General features: G+C 67.8%; 19 protein-coding genes. 15 read left to right on the top strand and 4 right to left on the bottom strand.

What is annotated here, in order from left to right:
- The first annotated feature begins 2 nt into the window (after positions 1-2).
- From DFW101_RS12610 to hisG, 12 genes are all read left to right on the top strand, one after another.
- Complete coding sequence (locus DFW101_RS12610) at positions 3-1,622, top strand: DNA repair protein RecN (protein ID WP_009181911.1); 1,620 nt, start codon at positions 3-5, stop codon at positions 1,620-1,622.
- A gap of 19 nt (positions 1,623-1,641) precedes the next feature.
- Positions 1,642-2,400, top strand: a complete 759-nt coding sequence (locus DFW101_RS12605) for a cell division ATP-binding protein FtsE (RefSeq protein WP_009181910.1) — start codon at positions 1,642-1,644, stop codon at positions 2,398-2,400.
- Positions 2,397-3,284, top strand: coding sequence for a cell division protein FtsX (locus tag DFW101_RS12600; RefSeq protein ID WP_009181909.1), 888 nt, complete (start codon positions 2,397-2,399; stop codon positions 3,282-3,284). Before DFW101_RS12605 ends, DFW101_RS12600 begins: the two co-directional genes overlap by 4 nt.
- On the top strand, positions 3,284-4,129 hold the full coding sequence (locus tag DFW101_RS12595; protein WP_009181908.1) for a sirohydrochlorin cobaltochelatase: 846 nt from the start codon (positions 3,284-3,286) through the stop codon (positions 4,127-4,129). Before DFW101_RS12600 ends, DFW101_RS12595 begins: the two co-directional genes overlap by 1 nt.
- A gap of 190 nt (positions 4,130-4,319) precedes the next feature.
- A complete protein-coding gene (locus DFW101_RS12590) occupies positions 4,320-5,252 on the top strand; it encodes an aspartate carbamoyltransferase catalytic subunit (protein ID WP_009181907.1) in 933 nt (310 codons plus the stop codon).
- On the top strand, positions 5,249-6,562 hold the full coding sequence (locus DFW101_RS12585; protein ID WP_009181906.1) for a dihydroorotase: 1,314 nt from the start codon (positions 5,249-5,251) through the stop codon (positions 6,560-6,562). Before DFW101_RS12590 ends, DFW101_RS12585 begins: the two co-directional genes overlap by 4 nt.
- A 39-nt stretch (positions 6,563-6,601) precedes the next feature.
- A complete protein-coding gene (locus DFW101_RS12580) occupies positions 6,602-7,924 on the top strand; it encodes an HD domain-containing protein (protein WP_009181905.1) in 1,323 nt (440 codons plus the stop codon).
- Positions 7,925-8,333: 409 nt separating this feature from the next.
- Positions 8,334-9,386 carry a dual-specificity RNA methyltransferase RlmN gene (rlmN, locus tag DFW101_RS12570; RefSeq protein WP_009181904.1) on the top strand — a complete coding sequence of 351 codons (1,053 nt, stop codon included), beginning with the start codon at positions 8,334-8,336 and terminating at the stop codon, positions 9,384-9,386.
- A gap of 102 nt (positions 9,387-9,488) precedes the next feature.
- The gene (locus DFW101_RS12565) at positions 9,489-9,752 is read left to right on the top strand and encodes an AbrB/MazE/SpoVT family DNA-binding domain-containing protein (RefSeq protein WP_009181903.1); all 264 of its coding nucleotides are present in this window, start codon (positions 9,489-9,491) and stop codon (positions 9,750-9,752) included.
- Positions 9,749-10,162 carry a PIN domain-containing protein gene (locus tag DFW101_RS12560; protein ID WP_009181902.1) on the top strand — a complete coding sequence of 138 codons (414 nt, stop codon included), beginning with the start codon at positions 9,749-9,751 and terminating at the stop codon, positions 10,160-10,162. The genes DFW101_RS12565 and DFW101_RS12560 overlap by 4 nt, the downstream gene beginning before the upstream one ends.
- 68 nt (positions 10,163-10,230) lie before the next feature.
- Positions 10,231-10,605: a phosphoribosyl-AMP cyclohydrolase gene (gene hisI / locus DFW101_RS12555; RefSeq protein WP_009181901.1), complete on the top strand. Its 375-nt coding sequence runs from the start codon at positions 10,231-10,233 to the stop codon at positions 10,603-10,605.
- A complete protein-coding gene (gene hisG, locus DFW101_RS12550) occupies positions 10,606-11,487 on the top strand; it encodes an ATP phosphoribosyltransferase (RefSeq protein WP_009181900.1) in 882 nt (293 codons plus the stop codon). It begins immediately after the preceding gene.
- A gap of 61 nt (positions 11,488-11,548) precedes the next feature.
- Here the strand turns inward: hisG and abc-f are convergent, their stop codons facing one another.
- From abc-f to DFW101_RS12530, 4 genes are all read right to left on the bottom strand, one after another.
- Positions 11,549-13,054 carry a ribosomal protection-like ABC-F family protein gene (abc-f, locus tag DFW101_RS12545; protein ID WP_009181899.1) on the bottom strand — a complete coding sequence of 502 codons (1,506 nt, stop codon included), beginning with the start codon at positions 13,052-13,054 and terminating at the stop codon, positions 11,549-11,551.
- 398 nt (positions 13,055-13,452) lie between these two features.
- The gene (locus DFW101_RS12540; protein ID WP_009181898.1) at positions 13,453-13,707 is read right to left on the bottom strand and encodes a Txe/YoeB family addiction module toxin; all 255 of its coding nucleotides are present in this window, start codon (positions 13,705-13,707) and stop codon (positions 13,453-13,455) included.
- A gap of 1 nt (position 13,708) precedes the next feature.
- The gene (locus tag DFW101_RS12535; RefSeq protein WP_009181897.1) at positions 13,709-13,966 is read right to left on the bottom strand and encodes a type II toxin-antitoxin system Phd/YefM family antitoxin; all 258 of its coding nucleotides are present in this window, start codon (positions 13,964-13,966) and stop codon (positions 13,709-13,711) included.
- A 129-nt stretch (positions 13,967-14,095) separates the two neighbouring features.
- Positions 14,096-14,632 (bottom strand): hypothetical protein, encoded by a 537-nt coding sequence (locus DFW101_RS12530; RefSeq protein WP_009181896.1) that lies wholly within the window; start codon positions 14,630-14,632, stop codon positions 14,096-14,098.
- A 268-nt stretch (positions 14,633-14,900) separates the two neighbouring features.
- Here DFW101_RS12530 and DFW101_RS12525 point away from each other — a divergent pair, with 268 nt between their 5' ends.
- The 3 genes from DFW101_RS12525 (at position 14,901) to DFW101_RS12515 (ending at position 16,918) form a co-directional block, all read left to right on the top strand.
- The gene (locus DFW101_RS12525; protein ID WP_009181895.1) at positions 14,901-15,215 is read left to right on the top strand and encodes a hypothetical protein; all 315 of its coding nucleotides are present in this window, start codon (positions 14,901-14,903) and stop codon (positions 15,213-15,215) included.
- Between the two features lie 18 nt (positions 15,216-15,233).
- A complete protein-coding gene (locus DFW101_RS12520; protein ID WP_009181894.1) occupies positions 15,234-15,494 on the top strand; it encodes a hypothetical protein in 261 nt (86 codons plus the stop codon).
- A 326-nt stretch (positions 15,495-15,820) separates the two neighbouring features.
- Positions 15,821-16,918 carry an AMIN domain-containing protein gene (locus tag DFW101_RS12515; RefSeq protein WP_009181893.1) on the top strand — a complete coding sequence of 366 codons (1,098 nt, stop codon included), beginning with the start codon at positions 15,821-15,823 and terminating at the stop codon, positions 16,916-16,918.
- Positions 16,919-16,926: the final 8 nt, after the last annotated feature.

The following is a 16,926-nucleotide window of genomic DNA, read 5'->3' as shown; positions in this document are numbered from 1 at the left end:
CTATGATCGAAGTGCTGCGCATCAAAAATCTGGCCCTCATCGACGACCTGGAACTGGAGTTCGGCCAGGGCCTCAATGTCCTGACCGGCGAGACCGGGGCCGGCAAGAGCTTCATCGTTTCGGCGGTCAACTTCCTGACCGGCGAGAAGATGCACCCGGACCTCGTGCGGGCGGGCTGCGAAAAGGCCGTGGTCGAGGCCCTTTTCGTGCTGGACGGCCAGGACCTGATCCTGCGCCGGGAGCTGGCCGCCGGCACCGGCCGCAGCCGCATCTACATCGGCGACGGGCTGGCTTCCCGCGAGGCTCTGGCCGCGCTTCGCCCGAAGCTTCTCCTCCACGCCTCCCAGCACGGCCAGCAGCGGCTCCTGCAGCCGGCCTTCCAGGCCGCCCTCCTCGACGGCTTCCTGGCCGACGACCAGCCCCTGGCCGAAAAAAACCGGCTTCTGCGCGAACTGGCCGACATCGCCGGCCAGATCCGGGCCCTGGACGCCAAGGCCGCCTCCCTGGAGGAAAAGCGCCAGTTCCTGGAGTTCCAGCACGCCGAGATCAGCAAGGTCGCGCCGCTCCCCGGGGAAGAGGACGAGCTGATCGGCCGCCGGGCGGCCCTGGCCGAGTCGCGAAAGGCTTCCGAGGCCCTGGCCCGGGCCCTGGACACCCTGGAGCAGAGCCCCAAGGTCCTCGACACCCTGGCCGATCTCCACCGGGAGCTGCTCCACGCCGGCGAGCTTTTTCCGGATTTCACCGCCGACGCCGAGGCCGTGGCCGCCTTCCGCCATCACCTCAAAGACGTGGCCGTGCGCCTGCGCAGAAAGCCCACCAAGGCCCCGGGCGACGACGCCGAGGCCATCGAAAAGCGGCTCTTCGAGCTGGCCCAGTTGCGGCGAAAGCTCAGGAAATCCCTGGCCGAGATCGTGGACCTCGGGGCCGAGATCGAGGCCAACCTCAATTTTCTGGACGCCTGCGCCCTGGACCGGATGCGGCTGGCCCGGGAAGAGGCCGAGCGGGCCGAGGCCCTGGCCGCGGCCTTGCTGGCCCTCGGCCGGGTCCGGCGCGAGGCGGCCACCCGGCTGTCCGCGTCCTTGGAGGAGATTCTCCGCAGCCTCGGCTTCTCCAAGGACGTCAAGGTCATTTTTGATTTCGTCCCGGCCGAGGTCTACGCGCCGGTCGCGGCCGAGCTGCCGGCCCTGGCCGAGGACCGGGCCCGGATCCTCTGGCGGCCCAACCCCGGCCAGCCGCCCCAGCCGCTGGACAAGATCGCCTCCGGCGGCGAGCTGTCGCGGTTTCTCCTGGCCCTCATGTCGCTTTCCGCCGAGCCCGGCGGCCCGACCCTCATTTTCGACGAGATCGACGCCGGCATCGGGGGGCTGACCCTCGGCAGCGTCGGCGCCTACGTGAAAAAGCTGTCCGAGACCTCCCAGATTCTCCTCATCACCCACTGGCCCCAGCTGGCGAGCCTCGCCGACCGCCATTTCCAGGTGGTCAAGACCGTGGAGGACGGCCAGACCAGCACCCGCTGCCTGCGTCTGTCCGGCCCGGACATTGCCGGGGAACTGTCCCGCATGGCCGGCGGCGGCGCAACCGGCCAGGAAATGGCCCGCCGGCTCCTGTCGGGCGGGGCCTGAGCCCGGGAGCGCAGCCGCCATGTTGCAGGTCGAGGGTCTTTCCCACGCTTTCGGGGCTCGCACGGTGCTGTGCGACCTGACCTTTTCCCTGGAAAAGGGCGCGTTCGCCTTTTTGACCGGCCCGTCCGGGTCGGGCAAGACCACGCTGTTGCGCCTGCTCCACGGCGGCCTGCCGCTGGCCGCCGGCCGGGCCGTGGTCGCCGGCCACGACCTGTCCGCCCTGCCGCTGCGACGGCTTGCCGAACAACCGCCACGGCGGTCTTCCCCACTGCCGCCACGCCGGCTGGCCGCCCTGCGCCGGGACGTGTCCATGGTCTTTCAGGATTTCAAGATCCTGCCCGACCGCACGGCCCGCGAGAACGTGGCCCTGCCGCTGGTGGTGCGCGGCATGGAGCCGGACAGGCTTGACCGCCGCGTGGCCTCGGCCCTTTTGGCCCTCGGCCTCGACGCCGTGGCCGACCGGCCCTGCTCGGAGCTGGCCGGCGGGGAAAAGCAGCGCGTGGCCATCGCCCGAGCCGTGGTCGCCGGCCCCAGGCTCATGCTGGCCGACGAGCCGACCGGCAACCTCGACGGCGAGCTTGCCCTGCGCATTCTCCATATTTTGCGGCAATTTAGCGACCACGGCACCACCGTGCTCATGGCCACCCACAGCCCGGCCCTGGTGGCGGCCGTGCCGGACGCGGTCATCATCCGCCTGCCGGCCCAGCCGGCCGGCCCCGCCGCCGCGTCCGCGTCTGCCTCCCCGTCCCCGTCTGCCGGCCCCGGAGGCGCGGCGTGAAGCGCGTTTCCAGAGCCGTCCGGCTGGCCCTGTCCGGGGCCCGCGAGGTCCTGCGCCGGCCCTGGCCCCTGGCCGGAGCCGTGGCCGGCGTGGCCGTGGCCGTGCTCCTTTGCGGCCTGGCCGCCCTGGCCGGGCTGGCCCTGGACCGGGCCTTCGACTACAGCCAGGGCCGGGTCCGGTTCCAGGTCTACTGGAAGCCCGGGGCCGACCCGGCCCTGGTCGCCCGGCAGACGGACTGGATGCGGGCCCTGCCCGGGCTGATCGAAACCAGGTCCTTCACCCCGGCCCAGGCCCTGGCCGTCATGGGCCAGGCCCTGGGCAAGGACGCGGACCTGCCCGCCCTTGGCGGGCAAAATCCCCTGCCCCACACCATGCTCCTGACCTTTGGGGCACCCGTGGCCGACGCGGGATTTTTCAAGGACGTCTACGACCGGCTGGCCGCGGTCGAGGGCGTGGCCGAGGTCCGCTACAATCCCCGGGAAGTGGACATGGCCCAGGCCGTAAGCCAGGTCGGGAGCCGGCTGGCCCTGCCCCTGGCCGGGGCCCTGGCCCTTCTCGTCGGGCTGGTGGTCGGCAACACCGTCCGCCTGACGCTTTTGCGCCGCCGCGAGGAGGTGGAGATCCTGCGCCTGGTCGGGGCTTCGGAAGGCTACATCCGGGGGCCGCTGGTGGTGGGGGCGGGACTCGTCGGCCTGGCCGGCGGGGCCGTGGCCATGGGCCTGCTCGCCCTCGTCCGGGTGCTCCTGGCCGGGCTCCTCGACGTGCCGCCGCTTTTTCTTGCCCTGCCCGCCTTGCCGGCCTGGCTGGTGCTGGCCTTTATCCTGGGAACCGGGCTCGTCGCCGCCCTGGCCGGGCTGGCCGCGGCCATGGAGTCCGAATCCTGATGGCCGCTCCCGTGACGCCGGCGGCGACCGCCGGGGCTGCCGGGGCTGCCGGGGCCGTCGTCCTGGCCGCCCACGGCTCGAGCCACCCCGGGGCCATGGCCGGGCTGGCCGCGTTTCGCGACGGCCTGCAGGCCGCCTACCCGGGCCTGCGCCTGGAGCTGGCCCGCACGGTCGGGCGCAAGCATGGGAGCGCCGCCGCTTTTGGCGGCGCGAGGCAGGTCGCGGACGTCCTGGCCGGCCTGGCCGCCTCGGGGGTGGGCCGGGTGGCCGTCCAGTCCCTGCACGTGGTGCCGGGCGAGGAATACCACTGCCTGGTGGCCGGCATCGGCCGGTTCCTGGAAGCGGGCGGCGGGAATCTCCGGGTCTCCATCGGCGCGCCGCTCCTGGCCAGCCTGGCCGACGTGGACGCCGTGGCCGGGGCGGTGCTCGAAAGCCTGCCGGCCGGGCGGGCCCCGGACGAGGGGCTGGTCCTCATGGGCCACGGGGCCCCGCCGCCCGGGGCCGGCTTTTACGAGGCCCTGCGGGAGCGGCTTTCCCGTCTCGACCCCCTGGCCCGGTTCGGGGCCATGCCCCGGGAGCGCGGGGCCCCCTGCCCGGACATCCTTCGCATCCGCGACGAACTGCTGGCGGCCGGGGTCGGCACGGCCTGGCTCCTGCCCTTTTTCACCGTGGCCGGGGCCCACGCCTGCTGCGACCTGGCCGGGGACAAGGAAACCTCCTGGCGCGGCGTGCTCGAAGCCTCGGGCATCCGCTGCCGGCCGTGCCTGTCGGGCCTCATTGAGCGCGAGCCCTTTGCGGCCGTCTGGCGCGGGCACCTGCGAAAGGCCCTGGCCCTGCTCGGCTGACGGCAGCGGGCCGAAGCGGGCCGGGCCCGGCCGCGCGGTCGCCTTTCCCACCGAAACCGTCTACAACCCGTTTGCGGCGCCTGGGCCCGTGCCGGCGCAGGCTCGCATTGACGCGGCCTGGGGCTTGTGAAAATATCGGCCGGCTCACGCGCCTGGGTGCGCTTCGAAACTTTTGCCCCGAGGATTTTTCATGAACTGGTCCCACAAGGATCTGCTCGACGTATCCCAGCTTTCCCGGGAAGACGTGGACGTGGTCATGCGCACCGCCGCCTCCTTCCGCGAGATCAACACCCGTCCCGTCAAGAAGGTGCCGACGCTCAAGGGCAAAAGCGTGGTCCTTTTTTTTGCCGAGCCGAGCACCCGCACCAAGACGTCCTTTGACATCGCGGCCAAGCGGCTCTCGGCCGACACCTTCGGTCTGGCCAAATCCGGCAGTTCGCTCCAAAAGGGCGAGACCCTGAAGGACACCGTGCTGACCTTGCAGGCCATGAACCCGGACGCCATCGTCATCCGCCACCCCTCGTCGGGCGCGGCGGATTTCGTGGGCAAGCGGGTCTCCTGCGCGGTCATTAACGCCGGCGACGGCTGGCACGCCCACCCGACCCAGGCGCTGCTTGATCTTTTCACCCTGCACGGCGTCTGGAACACCTTGGCCGGCAAGACCGTGGTCATCCTCGGCGACGTGGCCCACAGCCGGGTGGCCCGGTCCAACTGCCGGCTTTTGCCCATGCTCGGGGCCCGGGTCCGGCTGTGCGCCCCGCGCACGCTTTTGCCCAAGGACGCGGCCGCCCTGGACGCCGAGGTCTTCCACGACCTGGACGCCGCCCTGGTGGGAGCCGACGCGGTCATGTGCCTGCGCCTGCAGCTCGAACGCCAGGAGGCCGGGCTTTTGCCCGACCTGCGCGAATACGCCCGCCGCTTCTGCCTGACCACCCAGCGCCTCTCCCGGGCCAATCCCGACGTCAAGGTCCTGCACCCCGGGCCCATCAACCGGGGCGTGGAAATCGCCTCGGATCTGGCCGACGCCGGCAATTCGCTCATCCTCGACCAGGTTTCCTCGGGCGTGGCCGTGCGCATGGCCATTTTGTATCTGCACATCACCCGCAAGGACAAAGGGGAATGAGCGTGACACCTGCCGGTCTCGACATCCGAAACGTCCGCGTTCCCGGCCGCACCGGCGCCTGGGACCTGCTCGTCGCCGACGGCAAGGTCCTCGAACTTTTGGCCCACGACCCGGCCGCTTCCCGCGCCGGGGCCACCCGGATCATCGACGGCCGGGGGCTGCTGCTCCTGCCGGCCCTGACCGACGCCCACGCCCACCTGCGCGAGCCGGGCCAGGAGTGGAAGGAGGACATCCGTTCCGGTCTGGCCGCGGCCGCGGCCGGCGGCTTTTCCAACGTCCTGTGCATGGCCAACACCGACCCGGTCAACGACAACGAGGCCGTGACCCGCCTCATGCGGCGCCGGGCCGCCGAGGCCCATCCGCACGGACCGCGCCTGTTCCCCATCGGCGCGTTGACCGTGGGCCTTCGCGGCCGGGAGCTGGCCCCGCTCGGCGAGCTGCGCGACGCCGGGTGCGTGGCCTTTTCCAACGACGGCGAGCCCGTGGCCGACACCGAGATCTTTCGACGGGCCCTGGAATACGCCGCCGACTTGACGACCCCGGTCATCGACCACTGCGAGGACCCGTTCATGGCCAAGGGTTCCGGGGCCAACGAAGGGGCCATGAGCGCGCGCCTTGGCCTTCGGGGCCAGCCCGACGCGGCCGAGGCCATCCAGGTGGCCCGGGACATCCTCCTGGCCGAGTACCTCGACGCGCCGGTGCATCTGGCCCACGTCTCCTGCCGCCGGGCCGTGGAGCTCATTGCCGCGGCCAAAAAGCGCGGGGCCCCGGTCACGGCCGAGACCTGCCCGCACTATCTGCTCATGACCGACGCGGCCCTCCTCGGTTACGACACCATGGCCAAGGTCAACCCGCCGCTGCGCACCGACGACGACCGCCTGGCCCTTACCCAGGCCCTTCGCGAAGGCGTCATCGACATCCTGGCCACGGACCACGCCCCCCACGCCCTCCACGAGAAGGAAACCCCGTTCGAGGACGCCAAAAACGGCATCTCGGGCCTGGACACGGCGCTGGCCTCCCTGTGGGAGCTGGTGCGCCAGGGGCGGCTTTCCCCGGAAGACCTCGTCACGCGCTTCGCCTGGCGGCCGGCCGAGATCTTCCATCTTCCCGTCAACCGATTCGCCCCGGGCGATCCGGCCGATTTCCTGCTCTTCGACCCGGAGGATTCCTGGGTCGTCACCCCGGAGTCCCTGCGCTCCAAAGGCAAGAACACGCCCCTGCTCGGCCAGCCCCTGACCGGGCGCGTCGTCTTGACCGCTGTCGGCGGCGTGGTGGTCCACGACCTGCTCGCCCGGCCGGACCCCGCCTAACCACTCTCGACACCAAACGCCGACCCGGAGGTTTCATCCATGGCGCAGCCCTTCAAGGACGCCACCGCCCTTTGCAAGACCATCATGCGGAACGGTTATGACGCCTACGTCATCAGCGCCGCCCTCCAGGAAAAGGCCCTGGACGCGGCCGCCCCGGAACTCGACCTGGCCACCGACGCCCCCCTGGCCGAACTGCAAAAGCTCTTCCCCGGCACCGAAGCCCTGTCCGAAGGCGGCGCCTTCGCCCTGGCGCGCCACGGGGACACGCTTTTTTATATCCACCCGGCCGACACCGCCGACGCCTCCCACCCCGAGGAAACCGTGGCCCGGCTGACCAGCCGGCTGGTCGCCCGCCTGGAAGCGCGCGGCATCCTGCCGCCGCACCAGGCCTGCCCCTACCTCCCCCACCAGCAGGACGCCCACGACGGCTTCGCCGACCTGGCCGGCGGCGAGGTCCGGCTCGTCGGCATCCCGGACGAGTGCATCCGGCAGAACTACCTGCGGGCCGTCCGGGCCCTGCGCTTTTCGGCCAACTACAACATCCCGGTCGAGGCCAACACCTTCATGGCCATCCTGCGCGCCTCGCGCCGGGTGCTCGACTACGTTTCGGTCAAGGACATCATGGACGAATGGCGCAAGGTCGAGGCCGAAAACATGGCCACCTTCGTCGAACTCCTCTACGACACCATGATCCTGCACTGGTTTTTGCCCGAAGTGGCCACGCTCGCCCGCATCAAGCAAAAAAGCGAGGAAGGCGTCGAATACACGCTGTTCGAACAGACGCTGGCCGTCATGCGCCACTATCCCGAGGAACTGCCCTACGACTGGTACGGAACCCTGGCCTGCCTCTTCCACGACGTTGGCAAGCTCCACACCGCCGAATACGCCGGGGGCGAGCTCCATTTCTTCCAGCACCACCAGGTAGGGGCCAAAGTGGCCAGAAAGATCCTCTCGCGCCTGGGCTTCCCCCCGGACGAGACCGACCTCGTCTGCAACCTCGTGCGCGGCCACATGCGCTTCCACTTCATGCTGACCGACCGGGGCATCCGCCGGTTCAAAGCCCTGGACCAGTACCCGCGCCTGATCGAAATGGCCCGGGCCGACATCAAGGCCGTCAGCGGCACCTACAAGGAATTCAACCACAACATGAAAATGCTCGAGCGGACCGAAACGCCCGAGGAGATGCTCGAACCGCTTTTGAACGGCGCCCGCATCATGCAGCTGCTCGACCTCAAGCCCGGACCGGCCGTGGGCCTCATCCGCGACGCCCTGCTCAAGGGGCAGATCGCCGGCGACGTGGCCAGCGTGGCCGACGCCGAGCAGTTCGTGCGCGCCTACTGGGACAAGCAGGGGCTGCATTAAAGACGAAGCTGCCTCCGGCGTCCGGGAGGGGGTCACCCCCTCCCGGACCCACCCGAACGGGAATTGGGACGGGTGGATGGTAAGGCGTAGCCGGACCCTAATTCTTGAAATTTTTAGGTGGGCGAGGCCTCCATGCCCATGGCTTTTTTATAAAGATCCTGTACGTAAAATTCCATCAAACTCGCCCCGTCCCCGGGGCGACGGGCCTGTGTGGCCGGAATCGGCCCGGCGAGCTGGCCGGCTTTGCGGCCTGCACCGCCGGGCCGATTCCGGCCACACGTCGCGCAACCGCCCAAGACCATACGCCCACCCGCTTCCCTCCACCCCCGCCCAGGGGGTCCGGGGGGGATGATCCCCCCCGGCCGCCGGAGGCATCTTCACCTTCACTCTCACCGTACCCAAACCGACTATGACAAACCTGATCGACCTGACCTTCCACGAACTCGAGACCCTCGTCGTCTCCCTGGGCGAGCCGCCGTACCGGGCGCGCCAGGTCTGGCAGTGGCTGTGGCAGAAGGGCTGCCGCGACATCGCGGCCATGACCGACACCTCCAAGGCCTTGCGGGCCCGGCTGGCCGAGGTGGCGACGATCGCCTGGCCGCAGGTGGCCCGGGTCAGCGAGAGCGCCGACGGCACGGTCAAATTCTTGCTGACCCTTGGCGACGGCGAGTCGGTGGAGTGCGTGCTCATTCCCGAGAAGGACCACTATACGGCCTGCCTGTCGACCCAGGTCGGGTGCGCCATGGGCTGCGCCTTTTGCGCCACGGGCATGATGGGGTTTCGGCGCAACATGACCCCGGGCGAGATGCTGGGGCAGGTGCTGGTGGCCCGGCAGTATCTGCTTGAGAAGGGCGTGGCCCTGGCGCTGCGCAACCTCGTCTTCATGGGCATGGGCGAGCCGCTGCTCAACTATGACAATCTGGTCAAGACGCTGGAGGCCCTGCACCATCCCCAGGGGTTTGACATTTCGGGCCGCCGCATCACGGTGTCCACGGCCGGGGTGGCCCGCCATTTACTGGATTTGGGCAGGACGGGCTTGTGTTCCCTGGCCGTGTCGCTCCACGCCCCGACCCAGGCATTGCGGGAGAAGATCATGCCCGGCGCGGCCAAACTGCCGCTTGGCGAACTGATCGAGATTTTGCGCCAGTATCCCATGAAGCCCCGGGAGCGGCTGACGTTTGAGTACCTGATGCTCGACGGGGTCAACGACTCGCTGGAGGACGCCCGGGAACTGGTGCGCCTGCTTTCAAGGGTCAAGGCCAAGGTGAATCTGATCGTCTTTAACGCCACCCCGGGCCTGCCCTACCAGCCGCCGCCGGCCGAGCGGGTGTTCGCCTTCCAGGAGGCGCTCAAGGCCAAGGGGCTGACGGCGACCGTGCGCAAGAGCAAAGGCGCGGACATCGCCGCCGCCTGCGGCCAGCTTAGGGCCGAGTGCGAAGGGGAAGGGGCGGCCGGCGAATAAAATTCGGCCCCGCATCCGGCCCTTGTCACCCGTTTGCCGTTTGGGTAGGGTAATGCTCCTTTTTCGCGGAACTTGCGCGCGGAGACGTGCCGGGGAGGCCGTATGGAAACGACGCTTGATGAGCAGGGGCGTGTGGTCATTCCTGAAGAAGTCCTGCGGGATCTGGGACTGAGGCCCGGTTCCCGGGTCAGTGTCGAGGAGCAGGGCAGCGCCATCGTCATTCGTTCCATCAGCGCGGACTCGGGTCTTGTCGAGGAAGACGGGGTGCTGCTGTTTGCCGGCGAGACGATCGGCTCCGTGGACGATTTGATTGATCGGGTCCGGGAAGACCGCATCAGGGAAGTCTCGGGACTGTCCCGGCGATGAGGGCGCTTTTCGATACGTCGGTCCTTGTGGCCGCGTTGGTGAAAAGCCACCCGCTGCATGAGCGGGCGTACCCGTGGTACTTGAAAGGCCGGCGCGGCGAGTTGGAAATGATCGTCGCCGCGCATGGGTTGGCGGAAACATATGCCTCGCTGACCACATATCCATCGCGGCCAAGGGTATCTCCGCGCGTGGCCAGCGTTATTGCCGTGGCTGCGATCATTTCGCTTGACGCGCGGGAGTATCTGGCGGCAATGGATGCCGTCGCTCGTATCGGGCGAGGCGGCGGAAGTATCTACGACGCGTTGCATGTCATCGCCGCCCAAAAAAGTGGCGCTGATATCGTGTTGTCATTTAATAGAAAGCATTTCGAGCCGCTCATCGAAACAGGCCAACAATTCATAGATCCATAATAATATCAATAGCAATTGATCGATTCCCAGAAGAAGTGCCCTTTTGAAGGGGTGTCTTAGGAGCAAAGATGAAACGACCCGATTTCGCGAAGTGCGGCGGCCTCGTCCCCGCCATCGCCCAGGAGGCGTGCACCGGAGAGGTGCTCATGCTCGCCTACATGAACGAGGAAGCCTACGACTTGACCCTCCAAACGGGCGAAGTCCATTACTATAGCCGCAGCCGCCAGAAACTCTGGCACAAGGGCGGCACGTCCGGCCATGTCCAGAAGGTCACGTCCGTGCGCCTCGACTGCGACGCGGACACCATCCTGGTCCTGGTCGAGCAGGTCGGCGGCGCGGCCTGCCACGAAGGCTACAAGTCCTGCTTTTTCACCGAAATAACCGAAGGCGGCGAACGCACCTGTTCGCCCAAGGTCTTTGATCCCAAGGAGGTCTACAAATAAATGGCCGGCGAACAGATCCTCAAACTCGGCATTCCCAAAGGCTCCCTCCAGGACGCCACCATCGCGCTGTTCGAGAAATCCGGATGGAAGATCCGGATGCACCACCGCAATTATTTTCCCGAGATAAACGACCCCGAACTGTCCTGCTCCATGTGCCGGGCCCAGGAAATGTCCCGGTACGTCGAATCCGGCACCCTCGACTGCGGCCTGACCGGCAAGGACTGGATCCTCGAAAACGAGTCCGACGTGGTCGTGGTCTCCGACCTGGTCTACTCCAAGGTCAGCAACCGCCCGGCCCGCTGGGTCCTGGCCGTGGCCGCGGATTCGCCCTACAGGCGGCCCGAGGACCTGGCCGGCAAGAAGATCGCCACCGAGCTCGTCAACTTCACCAAGCAGTATTTCTCCGGCGCGGGCGTGCCCGTGGAGGTCGAATTCTCCTGGGGCGCCACCGAGGCCAAGGTGGTCGAAGGACTGGCCGACGCCATCGTGGAAGTGACCGAGACCGGCACCACGATCAAGGCCCACGGCCTGCGCATCATCTCCGAGCTGCTCTTGACCAACACCCAGCTCATCGCCAACAAGAAGTCCTGGGAAGACCCGTTCAAGCGCCGCAAGATCGAGGTCCTGAACATGCTGCTCCAGGGGGCCCTGTGCGCCGAGGGGCTGGTCGGGCTCAAGATGAACGTGCCCGAGGAGAAGATGCCGGACATCATGGCGCTTTTGCCGAGCCTCACCTCGCCGACGGTGGCCAACCTCTACAACAAGAACTGGCTGTCCATCGAGATCGTGGTGGCCGAGAACACGGTGCGCGACCTCATCCCCAAGCTCCACGACCTCGGGGCCGAGGGCATCATCGAATACGGCCTCAATAAGGTCATCTAAGCGCCCGTTTCCATACGCAAAAAAACGGCCGGGGACGCGTTGTCCCCGGCCGTTTTTTGTTTCAGGCCCGTCCGTCGGGGCCTCCCCCGCCCTCCCGCAGGCGGTCCAGATCCAGGCATGCGGAGGCGACCCGCTCGGCGAACGTCCGGTCGTGCTCGATCAGCAGCATGGTGGGGCGGTGTTCCAGGATCAGGTTTTCCAGCTGGATGCGGGATTCCAGGTCGATGTAGTTGAGCGGTTCGTCCCAGACGTACAGATGCGCTTCCTGGCAGAGGCTGGCGGCCAGGAGCGCCTTTTTCTTTTGCCCGGCGCTCCACCCGGCCATATCCGCCTCGAACCGGCTGCGCGCCACTCCCAGCCGGTCGAGGACCGCCCGGCAGTCGCCCTCGTCGATGCCCCGCTCCCGAGCGAAGTCCTGCAATGTCCCCCGGAGAAAGGACGTGTCCTGGGGCACGCTGGAGATCCGCAGGCTCCCCGGGACCCGCAGGTCGCCCGTAAACCGCAGCGGCTGGCCGGCGATGAGCCGGGCCAGGCTGGATTTGCCGCTGCCGTTGCCCCCCCGCAGAAGAAGGCGGTCGCCCAGGAGGATCCTGAAGGAAAGGCCTTCCAGGATCGTCCTCCCGTCATATTCGAGGGCAAGGTTGCTCGCCTCCACAAGCTTTTTGCCGTGAAAGGGCACGGACCGGATGGAAAGGGGGGCGGCCGTCTCCACGTCCCGAAGGAGCCGGGACGCGTCCTCCAGGGCCTTGTGCCGCCGGGCTTCCACGGATTTGGCCCGCTGCATCAGCTTGGCGGCCTTGTGGCCGATAAATCCCCGGTCCACCGGGCCGTTCCCGTACTTGCCGCGCTCGGCGGCTTGCGACCAGTTGGCGCTTTGGTGGGCGCTTTCCGCCAGGCGGGAGACTTCCTTGCGCAGTTTCCGGTGCTGCGCCTGTTCGTATTGGTCCTGGCGCAGGCGATTTTGCTGCCAGGAGGCGAAATTGCCCTGTTGCAGGGCAATGGTCGCCTTGTTGATGGACAGGACATGGTCGATGCACCGGTCGAGCAGGGACCGGTCGTGGGAGACCAGGATGAACCCTTTTTTCCCGCGCAAGTAGTTCCCCACCGCCTGCCGGGCCTGCAAGTCCAGGTGGTTGGTGGGCTCGTCGATGAGCAGGAAGTGGTTTTCGCGTAAAAAGAGGATCGCCAGGAGCAGCTTGGTGGTTTCCCCGCCGCTCAGGGTGGCCAGGGGACGTTCGAGGGCCTCGCCGGAAAGCGCGATCAGCGAGGCCTCCCGTTCCAACTGCCAGGGGGCGCAGTCCGGACAGAGCTTCTCTGCCAGGCGAAAGGCCGTCCATCCGGGGTTTTCCACCGGAAACGGGAAATAGTCGCAGGCCACCGGACGGACGATCTTGCCGGAATAGCGGAGTTCTCCTTTGAGCAGTTTGAGGAAGGTGGTCTTCCCCCGGCCGTTGCGGCCGATAAGTCCCAGTTTCCAGTCGGTGTCGAGCTGCAGGGAAACCTTGTCGAAAAGCGTTTGGCCGCCCTCATGGCCGAAGCTGAGTTCGGAAATATTGATCAATGACATGAAAAGAACCTCTGGAGCGGACGCGCCGCGCTGCAAATGAAAAAGACCGCAAGGAATTCCGTCCCTGCGGTCTTTTGATAACTGCAACGCCGCCACGGACCGTGGCGGAATCGAAGTAAAGACCCGGCAAAGCAGAATTCCCGCAGGCCACCAGAACGACAGGCGGAACAATCGCTGTCGAGAGGGGTGGCAAAACCTTCGTTCGTGAGGGTTTAGCGGGAATTCTTCATCGGGTCCGCTCCTGTTGAGGCCAATACGACTCGAAGTTTCCAAGTAGGGCAGCGCCTGGCCGCTGTCAAGTGGCCCGCAAGGGGCCGCAACGCCGAAACGATGCGGCACAGGGGAAAACGGCCCGAGCGGGACCGTCCGTGATCGTTTTTCCGGGGGAAAGGCCGGCGTCAATAATGGTAGCGGCAGGCCAGCAGGATCAAGTCGCCGTCCAGCACCGTGTAGACGAGCCGGTGCTCCTGGTCGATGCGGCGGGACCAGCAGCCGGCCAGGTCGAATTTCAGGGGTTCGGGCTTGCCGGTGCCGGCAAACGGCTCGCGCAGCATTTCCCGGATAAGGGCGTTGATCTTGCGGACCTTGCCTTTGTCCGTGGCCTGCCAGGAGCGATAGTCCTCCCAGGCTTCAGCCGTCCAGACAAGGCGCACCCTATTCCTCCTCGATCAGGCCATGGACCTCGGCCTCTCCCGCCTTGGCCCGGGCCAGGCTCGCCCGCAGCCGGGCGGCGTTGGCCGGGCTGCGCAGGAGGTAGGCCGTCTCCTCGATGGCGTTGTAGTCCTCAAGGCTCATCATGACCACGGCCCGGCCCTTTTGCCGGGTGATGACGACCGGCGCGTGGTCATTGCAGACCTGCTCCATGGTCGAGGCCAGGTGTTCGCGGGCATGGGTGTAGCTGATGGCATCCATGGTTGGCCTCCAGGGCGCGGACGGCAGGCGGACACAACCTTGCCCGAAAGGGGCAAGACCAGCCGGCCTGCTCCATGGTCGTACGGATTTCTGTACAGATGTCAAGCCGCCACCGACCGCCGCCGGGACTTACCGCTTGGGCAGGTTCGGAAGGATCTCGTTGGCGGCCTGGATAAGGCTTTTGCGCAGGGTCGGGTCGCCGTTTAAAAACTCGGCCACGGCCGTGGCCAGGGGTTCGGGCAGGCCGGTCAGGTCGCGGATGCCGAGGCGGGCGTCCACGGCCTTGTTCGTCTTCCTGTCGATGCGGACCACCGGAGCCAGGTGGAACCGCACCCCCACCGGATCGCCGCCGGACACCAGCCGGCACCGCACTTCCTGCTGGGGCAGGGCCACGTCCCCGCCGGCCCGGACCAGGCCTATGACCTCGGACCGCTTGGCGCTTATGTCCGCCGCGCAGGTCAGGTCGGAGAGCAGGCCGAAGGTGTTCGACTCGAGCCGGCCGCGCGTGGCCTGGTCCAGGCGAAAACCGGTGCGGCAGTCGATGTGTTCGGCTCGCGGGTCGTCAAAGACCTGCCGGCAGGTGTCGCCTTCCAGGGTGACGCCGGCCCGGGCCGTCACCGGCAGCAGGGCAGCGGCCAGCAGGCCGGCCAAAAACATCCGTTTCATGGCGTTCCTCGTTGCGGCGCGGGCGGCTTGAACCCGTCGCGCCTGATGATTCGGGTTGGGCCGCGCGCCGGCAGGCCCGCCCAGCTGTTGCAACCGTCCGGGCTGGCCGGAAACTCCACGGGCGGCATCGACTGATAAGGCCGGCCGGCCGGCCAGGCAAGTTGTCTTTAAAAAGGTTGCAAAAAAATTCATACTTCGGTTATCGTTGTCTATGGTTCCAAAATCCCTGCTTCGGCGGGGACAATCGGTTTTCCGAAGGAGGCTCCCCATGAACAAATGGCATAAGGAAGTGATGCAGAACCTGGACCAGGGCTGGACGACCTATCTGCAAGGTCTCGAACAGTCCCTGGACCAGCTCGACCGCGACATCACCGAAACCGCCGGCATGGCCGACGCCTGCACCGACGAGTGGTGCCAGGCCACGGAGCACGTGCTCGACGACCTGACCAACTACATCTTCTCCATCCACGAGCCGAGAAACAGCAATCCGGAAAACACCAGGAAGATAAAAGAGCTTCGCCGGCGCGTGCACGAGCTGTACGCCAAGTACAAAAGCGCTGCGGAGCGACCCGCCAACGTCTAACCGGAAAAGGGGTACGCCATGATCGACAAGAAAGTCTACGTCAGCATGCTCAAGGACATGTTGGACGGCGTGAAGACCGACGAACAGGCCGAGCACATTCTGGACGCCGTTTTCTCCATCCCCTTCAATGCCCTCAGAAACGGGGACAGCATCGTGCTGCCGAAGATCGGCCATGTGACCGTGGACAAGAACAAGGGCGAGGACTGCATGCAGTTCGTGCCCGAGGAGTCGCTGCTGCAGTGCCTGACCAAGGCCCCGGGCGGCAAGCCCTCGTCCTAGGTCCGGCCCGGTCCCGCCAAGGGTTGTGACGTGGGCCGGCCGCGCCGCAGCCCGGGCGCAACAGACCTTTTCGATACGGGGCCCGCACGGGAAAGGGGCTTCGCCCGTTGCGGCGAAGCCCCTTTTTCCGGCCGCTCGGCCCTGGCCGTTTTCCGACGCGCTCCGGCCTGCCGCCGGAGGAGTGCGCAAAGCCCCCGCCCGGCCCGGAGGCTTCCCCTGGTGCCCGGCCGGCCCCGCCCCGGTTCCCCCTTGAGGGAAACGGCAAGCTCGGGTAGCGTCCGCCCCGAAACCGAGCGCGGGCGTCCTTATCGGACCAGGGGGAAGGCATGGCACTGACTCGCGGCGACAAGACGATCATCCTCGGCGCGGTGGCGCTGGCCGTGACCGTTGTGCTGGGACTGGCGATCTTAAAAAAACCGTTCCTGTTTTCCGGCGGTGCCAAGGGACCGGTCGCCGCGATCCCGCCGGCCCCGACCGCGGCCTCGGTTCCTGCGGTCGAGGAAACCCTTTCGCCTCCGCCCGCGCCGGCGGTCCCGGTCGAGGTCCAGGCCGCAGCCCCGGCGACGGCCCCGCCGGCCGTTCCGACGCCGGCCACCCCGGCCCCGGCCGCGGCGGTCCCGGCCGCGGCGGCCACGGCGCAGAAGCCGGCCGGGACGGGACCGGCACCGTCCGTGGCCGGGGACGAGACCCTGGAAAAGATGTTCGCCGAGATCGCGGGCGACCCGGCCCCGGTCGGCAAGGCGGCCGAGGCCAAGGCCGCCCCGGGCCACGGTCCGGCCGGCGACGCCGGGCACGGTCCGGAACCGGCGCCGGTGGCCGAGCCCAAGGCCGCGCCGGCCGCCGCCCCACAACCGGCTCCGGCCCCGGCGCCGGTCGTGGCCGAGGCCCCGGCCACGGCCGCGCCGGCCGCCACGCCCCTGACCAAGGCCGAACAAAAGGCCCAGGCCCGGGAACAGGCCAAGGAAAAAGCCAGGGAAAAGGCCAAGGCCGCGGCCGAGGCCAAGGCCGCCGCACCGGCGGCTGCCGGGCCAAAACCGGCCGCGCCCGCCGTTTCTCCGGCCAAGGCCCAAGCCGTTTCAGCCAAGGCCGGCGCGGCCGGCGGCAACGTGATCCGCATCGTGGCCGAGGAAAAGCCCGGGGAGTACCTGCTGGTGGTCCACACCAGCAAGCCGGCCGGCCCGGCCACCAAGCTTTTTATGACCGACCCGCCGCGTCTGGTCCTCGATCTGGCCGGGCCCTGGACCTACACCGGCCCGATGTCGACCGTGACGGGCAACGACTTCATCCGCCAGATCCGCGTCGGCAAGCACCCGGACATGTTCCGCGTGGTCCTCGACATGGCCCCGGACGCGACGAGCCGGCTTCGCGGCGCGCCGGCCATCGAGCGCGTGCCCGAGGGCGTGGCCCTGCGGATTCCCAAATAGCGCGCGTG

It is taken from the genome of Solidesulfovibrio carbinoliphilus subsp. oakridgensis (assembly GCF_000177215.2).
Lineage (GTDB): Bacteria > Desulfobacterota > Desulfovibrionia > Desulfovibrionales > Desulfovibrionaceae > Solidesulfovibrio > Solidesulfovibrio carbinoliphilus.
The sequence above is the reverse complement of the archived record's forward strand: the minus strand, read 5'-3'. Positions and strand labels throughout refer to the sequence as shown.

Coding starts and splice junctions, on each gene's coding strand:
- DFW101_RS12610 (WP_009181911.1), top strand. CDS start 3: ATGATCGAAGTGCTGCGCATCAAAAATCTGGCCCTCATCGACGACCTG.
- DFW101_RS12605 (WP_009181910.1), top strand. CDS start 1,642: ATGTTGCAGGTCGAGGGTCTTTCCCACGCTTTCGGGGCTCGCACGGTG.
- DFW101_RS12595 (WP_009181908.1), top strand. CDS start 3,284: ATGGCCGCTCCCGTGACGCCGGCGGCGACCGCCGGGGCTGCCGGGGCT.
- DFW101_RS12590 (WP_009181907.1), top strand. CDS start 4,320: ATGAACTGGTCCCACAAGGATCTGCTCGACGTATCCCAGCTTTCCCGG.
- DFW101_RS12585 (WP_009181906.1), top strand. CDS start 5,249: ATGAGCGTGACACCTGCCGGTCTCGACATCCGAAACGTCCGCGTTCCC.
- DFW101_RS12580 (WP_009181905.1), top strand. CDS start 6,602: ATGGCGCAGCCCTTCAAGGACGCCACCGCCCTTTGCAAGACCATCATG.
- rlmN (WP_009181904.1), top strand. CDS start 8,334: ATGACAAACCTGATCGACCTGACCTTCCACGAACTCGAGACCCTCGTC.
- DFW101_RS12565 (WP_009181903.1), top strand. CDS start 9,489: ATGGAAACGACGCTTGATGAGCAGGGGCGTGTGGTCATTCCTGAAGAA.
- DFW101_RS12560 (WP_009181902.1), top strand. CDS start 9,749: ATGAGGGCGCTTTTCGATACGTCGGTCCTTGTGGCCGCGTTGGTGAAA.
- hisI (WP_009181901.1), top strand. CDS start 10,231: ATGAAACGACCCGATTTCGCGAAGTGCGGCGGCCTCGTCCCCGCCATC.
- hisG (WP_009181900.1), top strand. CDS start 10,606: ATGGCCGGCGAACAGATCCTCAAACTCGGCATTCCCAAAGGCTCCCTC.
- abc-f (WP_009181899.1), bottom strand. CDS start 13,054: ATGTCATTGATCAATATTTCCGAACTCAGCTTCGGCCATGAGGGCGGC.
- DFW101_RS12535 (WP_009181897.1), bottom strand. CDS start 13,966: ATGGATGCCATCAGCTACACCCATGCCCGCGAACACCTGGCCTCGACC.
- DFW101_RS12530 (WP_009181896.1), bottom strand. CDS start 14,632: ATGAAACGGATGTTTTTGGCCGGCCTGCTGGCCGCTGCCCTGCTGCCG.
- DFW101_RS12525 (WP_009181895.1), top strand. CDS start 14,901: ATGAACAAATGGCATAAGGAAGTGATGCAGAACCTGGACCAGGGCTGG.
- DFW101_RS12520 (WP_009181894.1), top strand. CDS start 15,234: ATGATCGACAAGAAAGTCTACGTCAGCATGCTCAAGGACATGTTGGAC.
- DFW101_RS12515 (WP_009181893.1), top strand. CDS start 15,821: ATGGCACTGACTCGCGGCGACAAGACGATCATCCTCGGCGCGGTGGCG.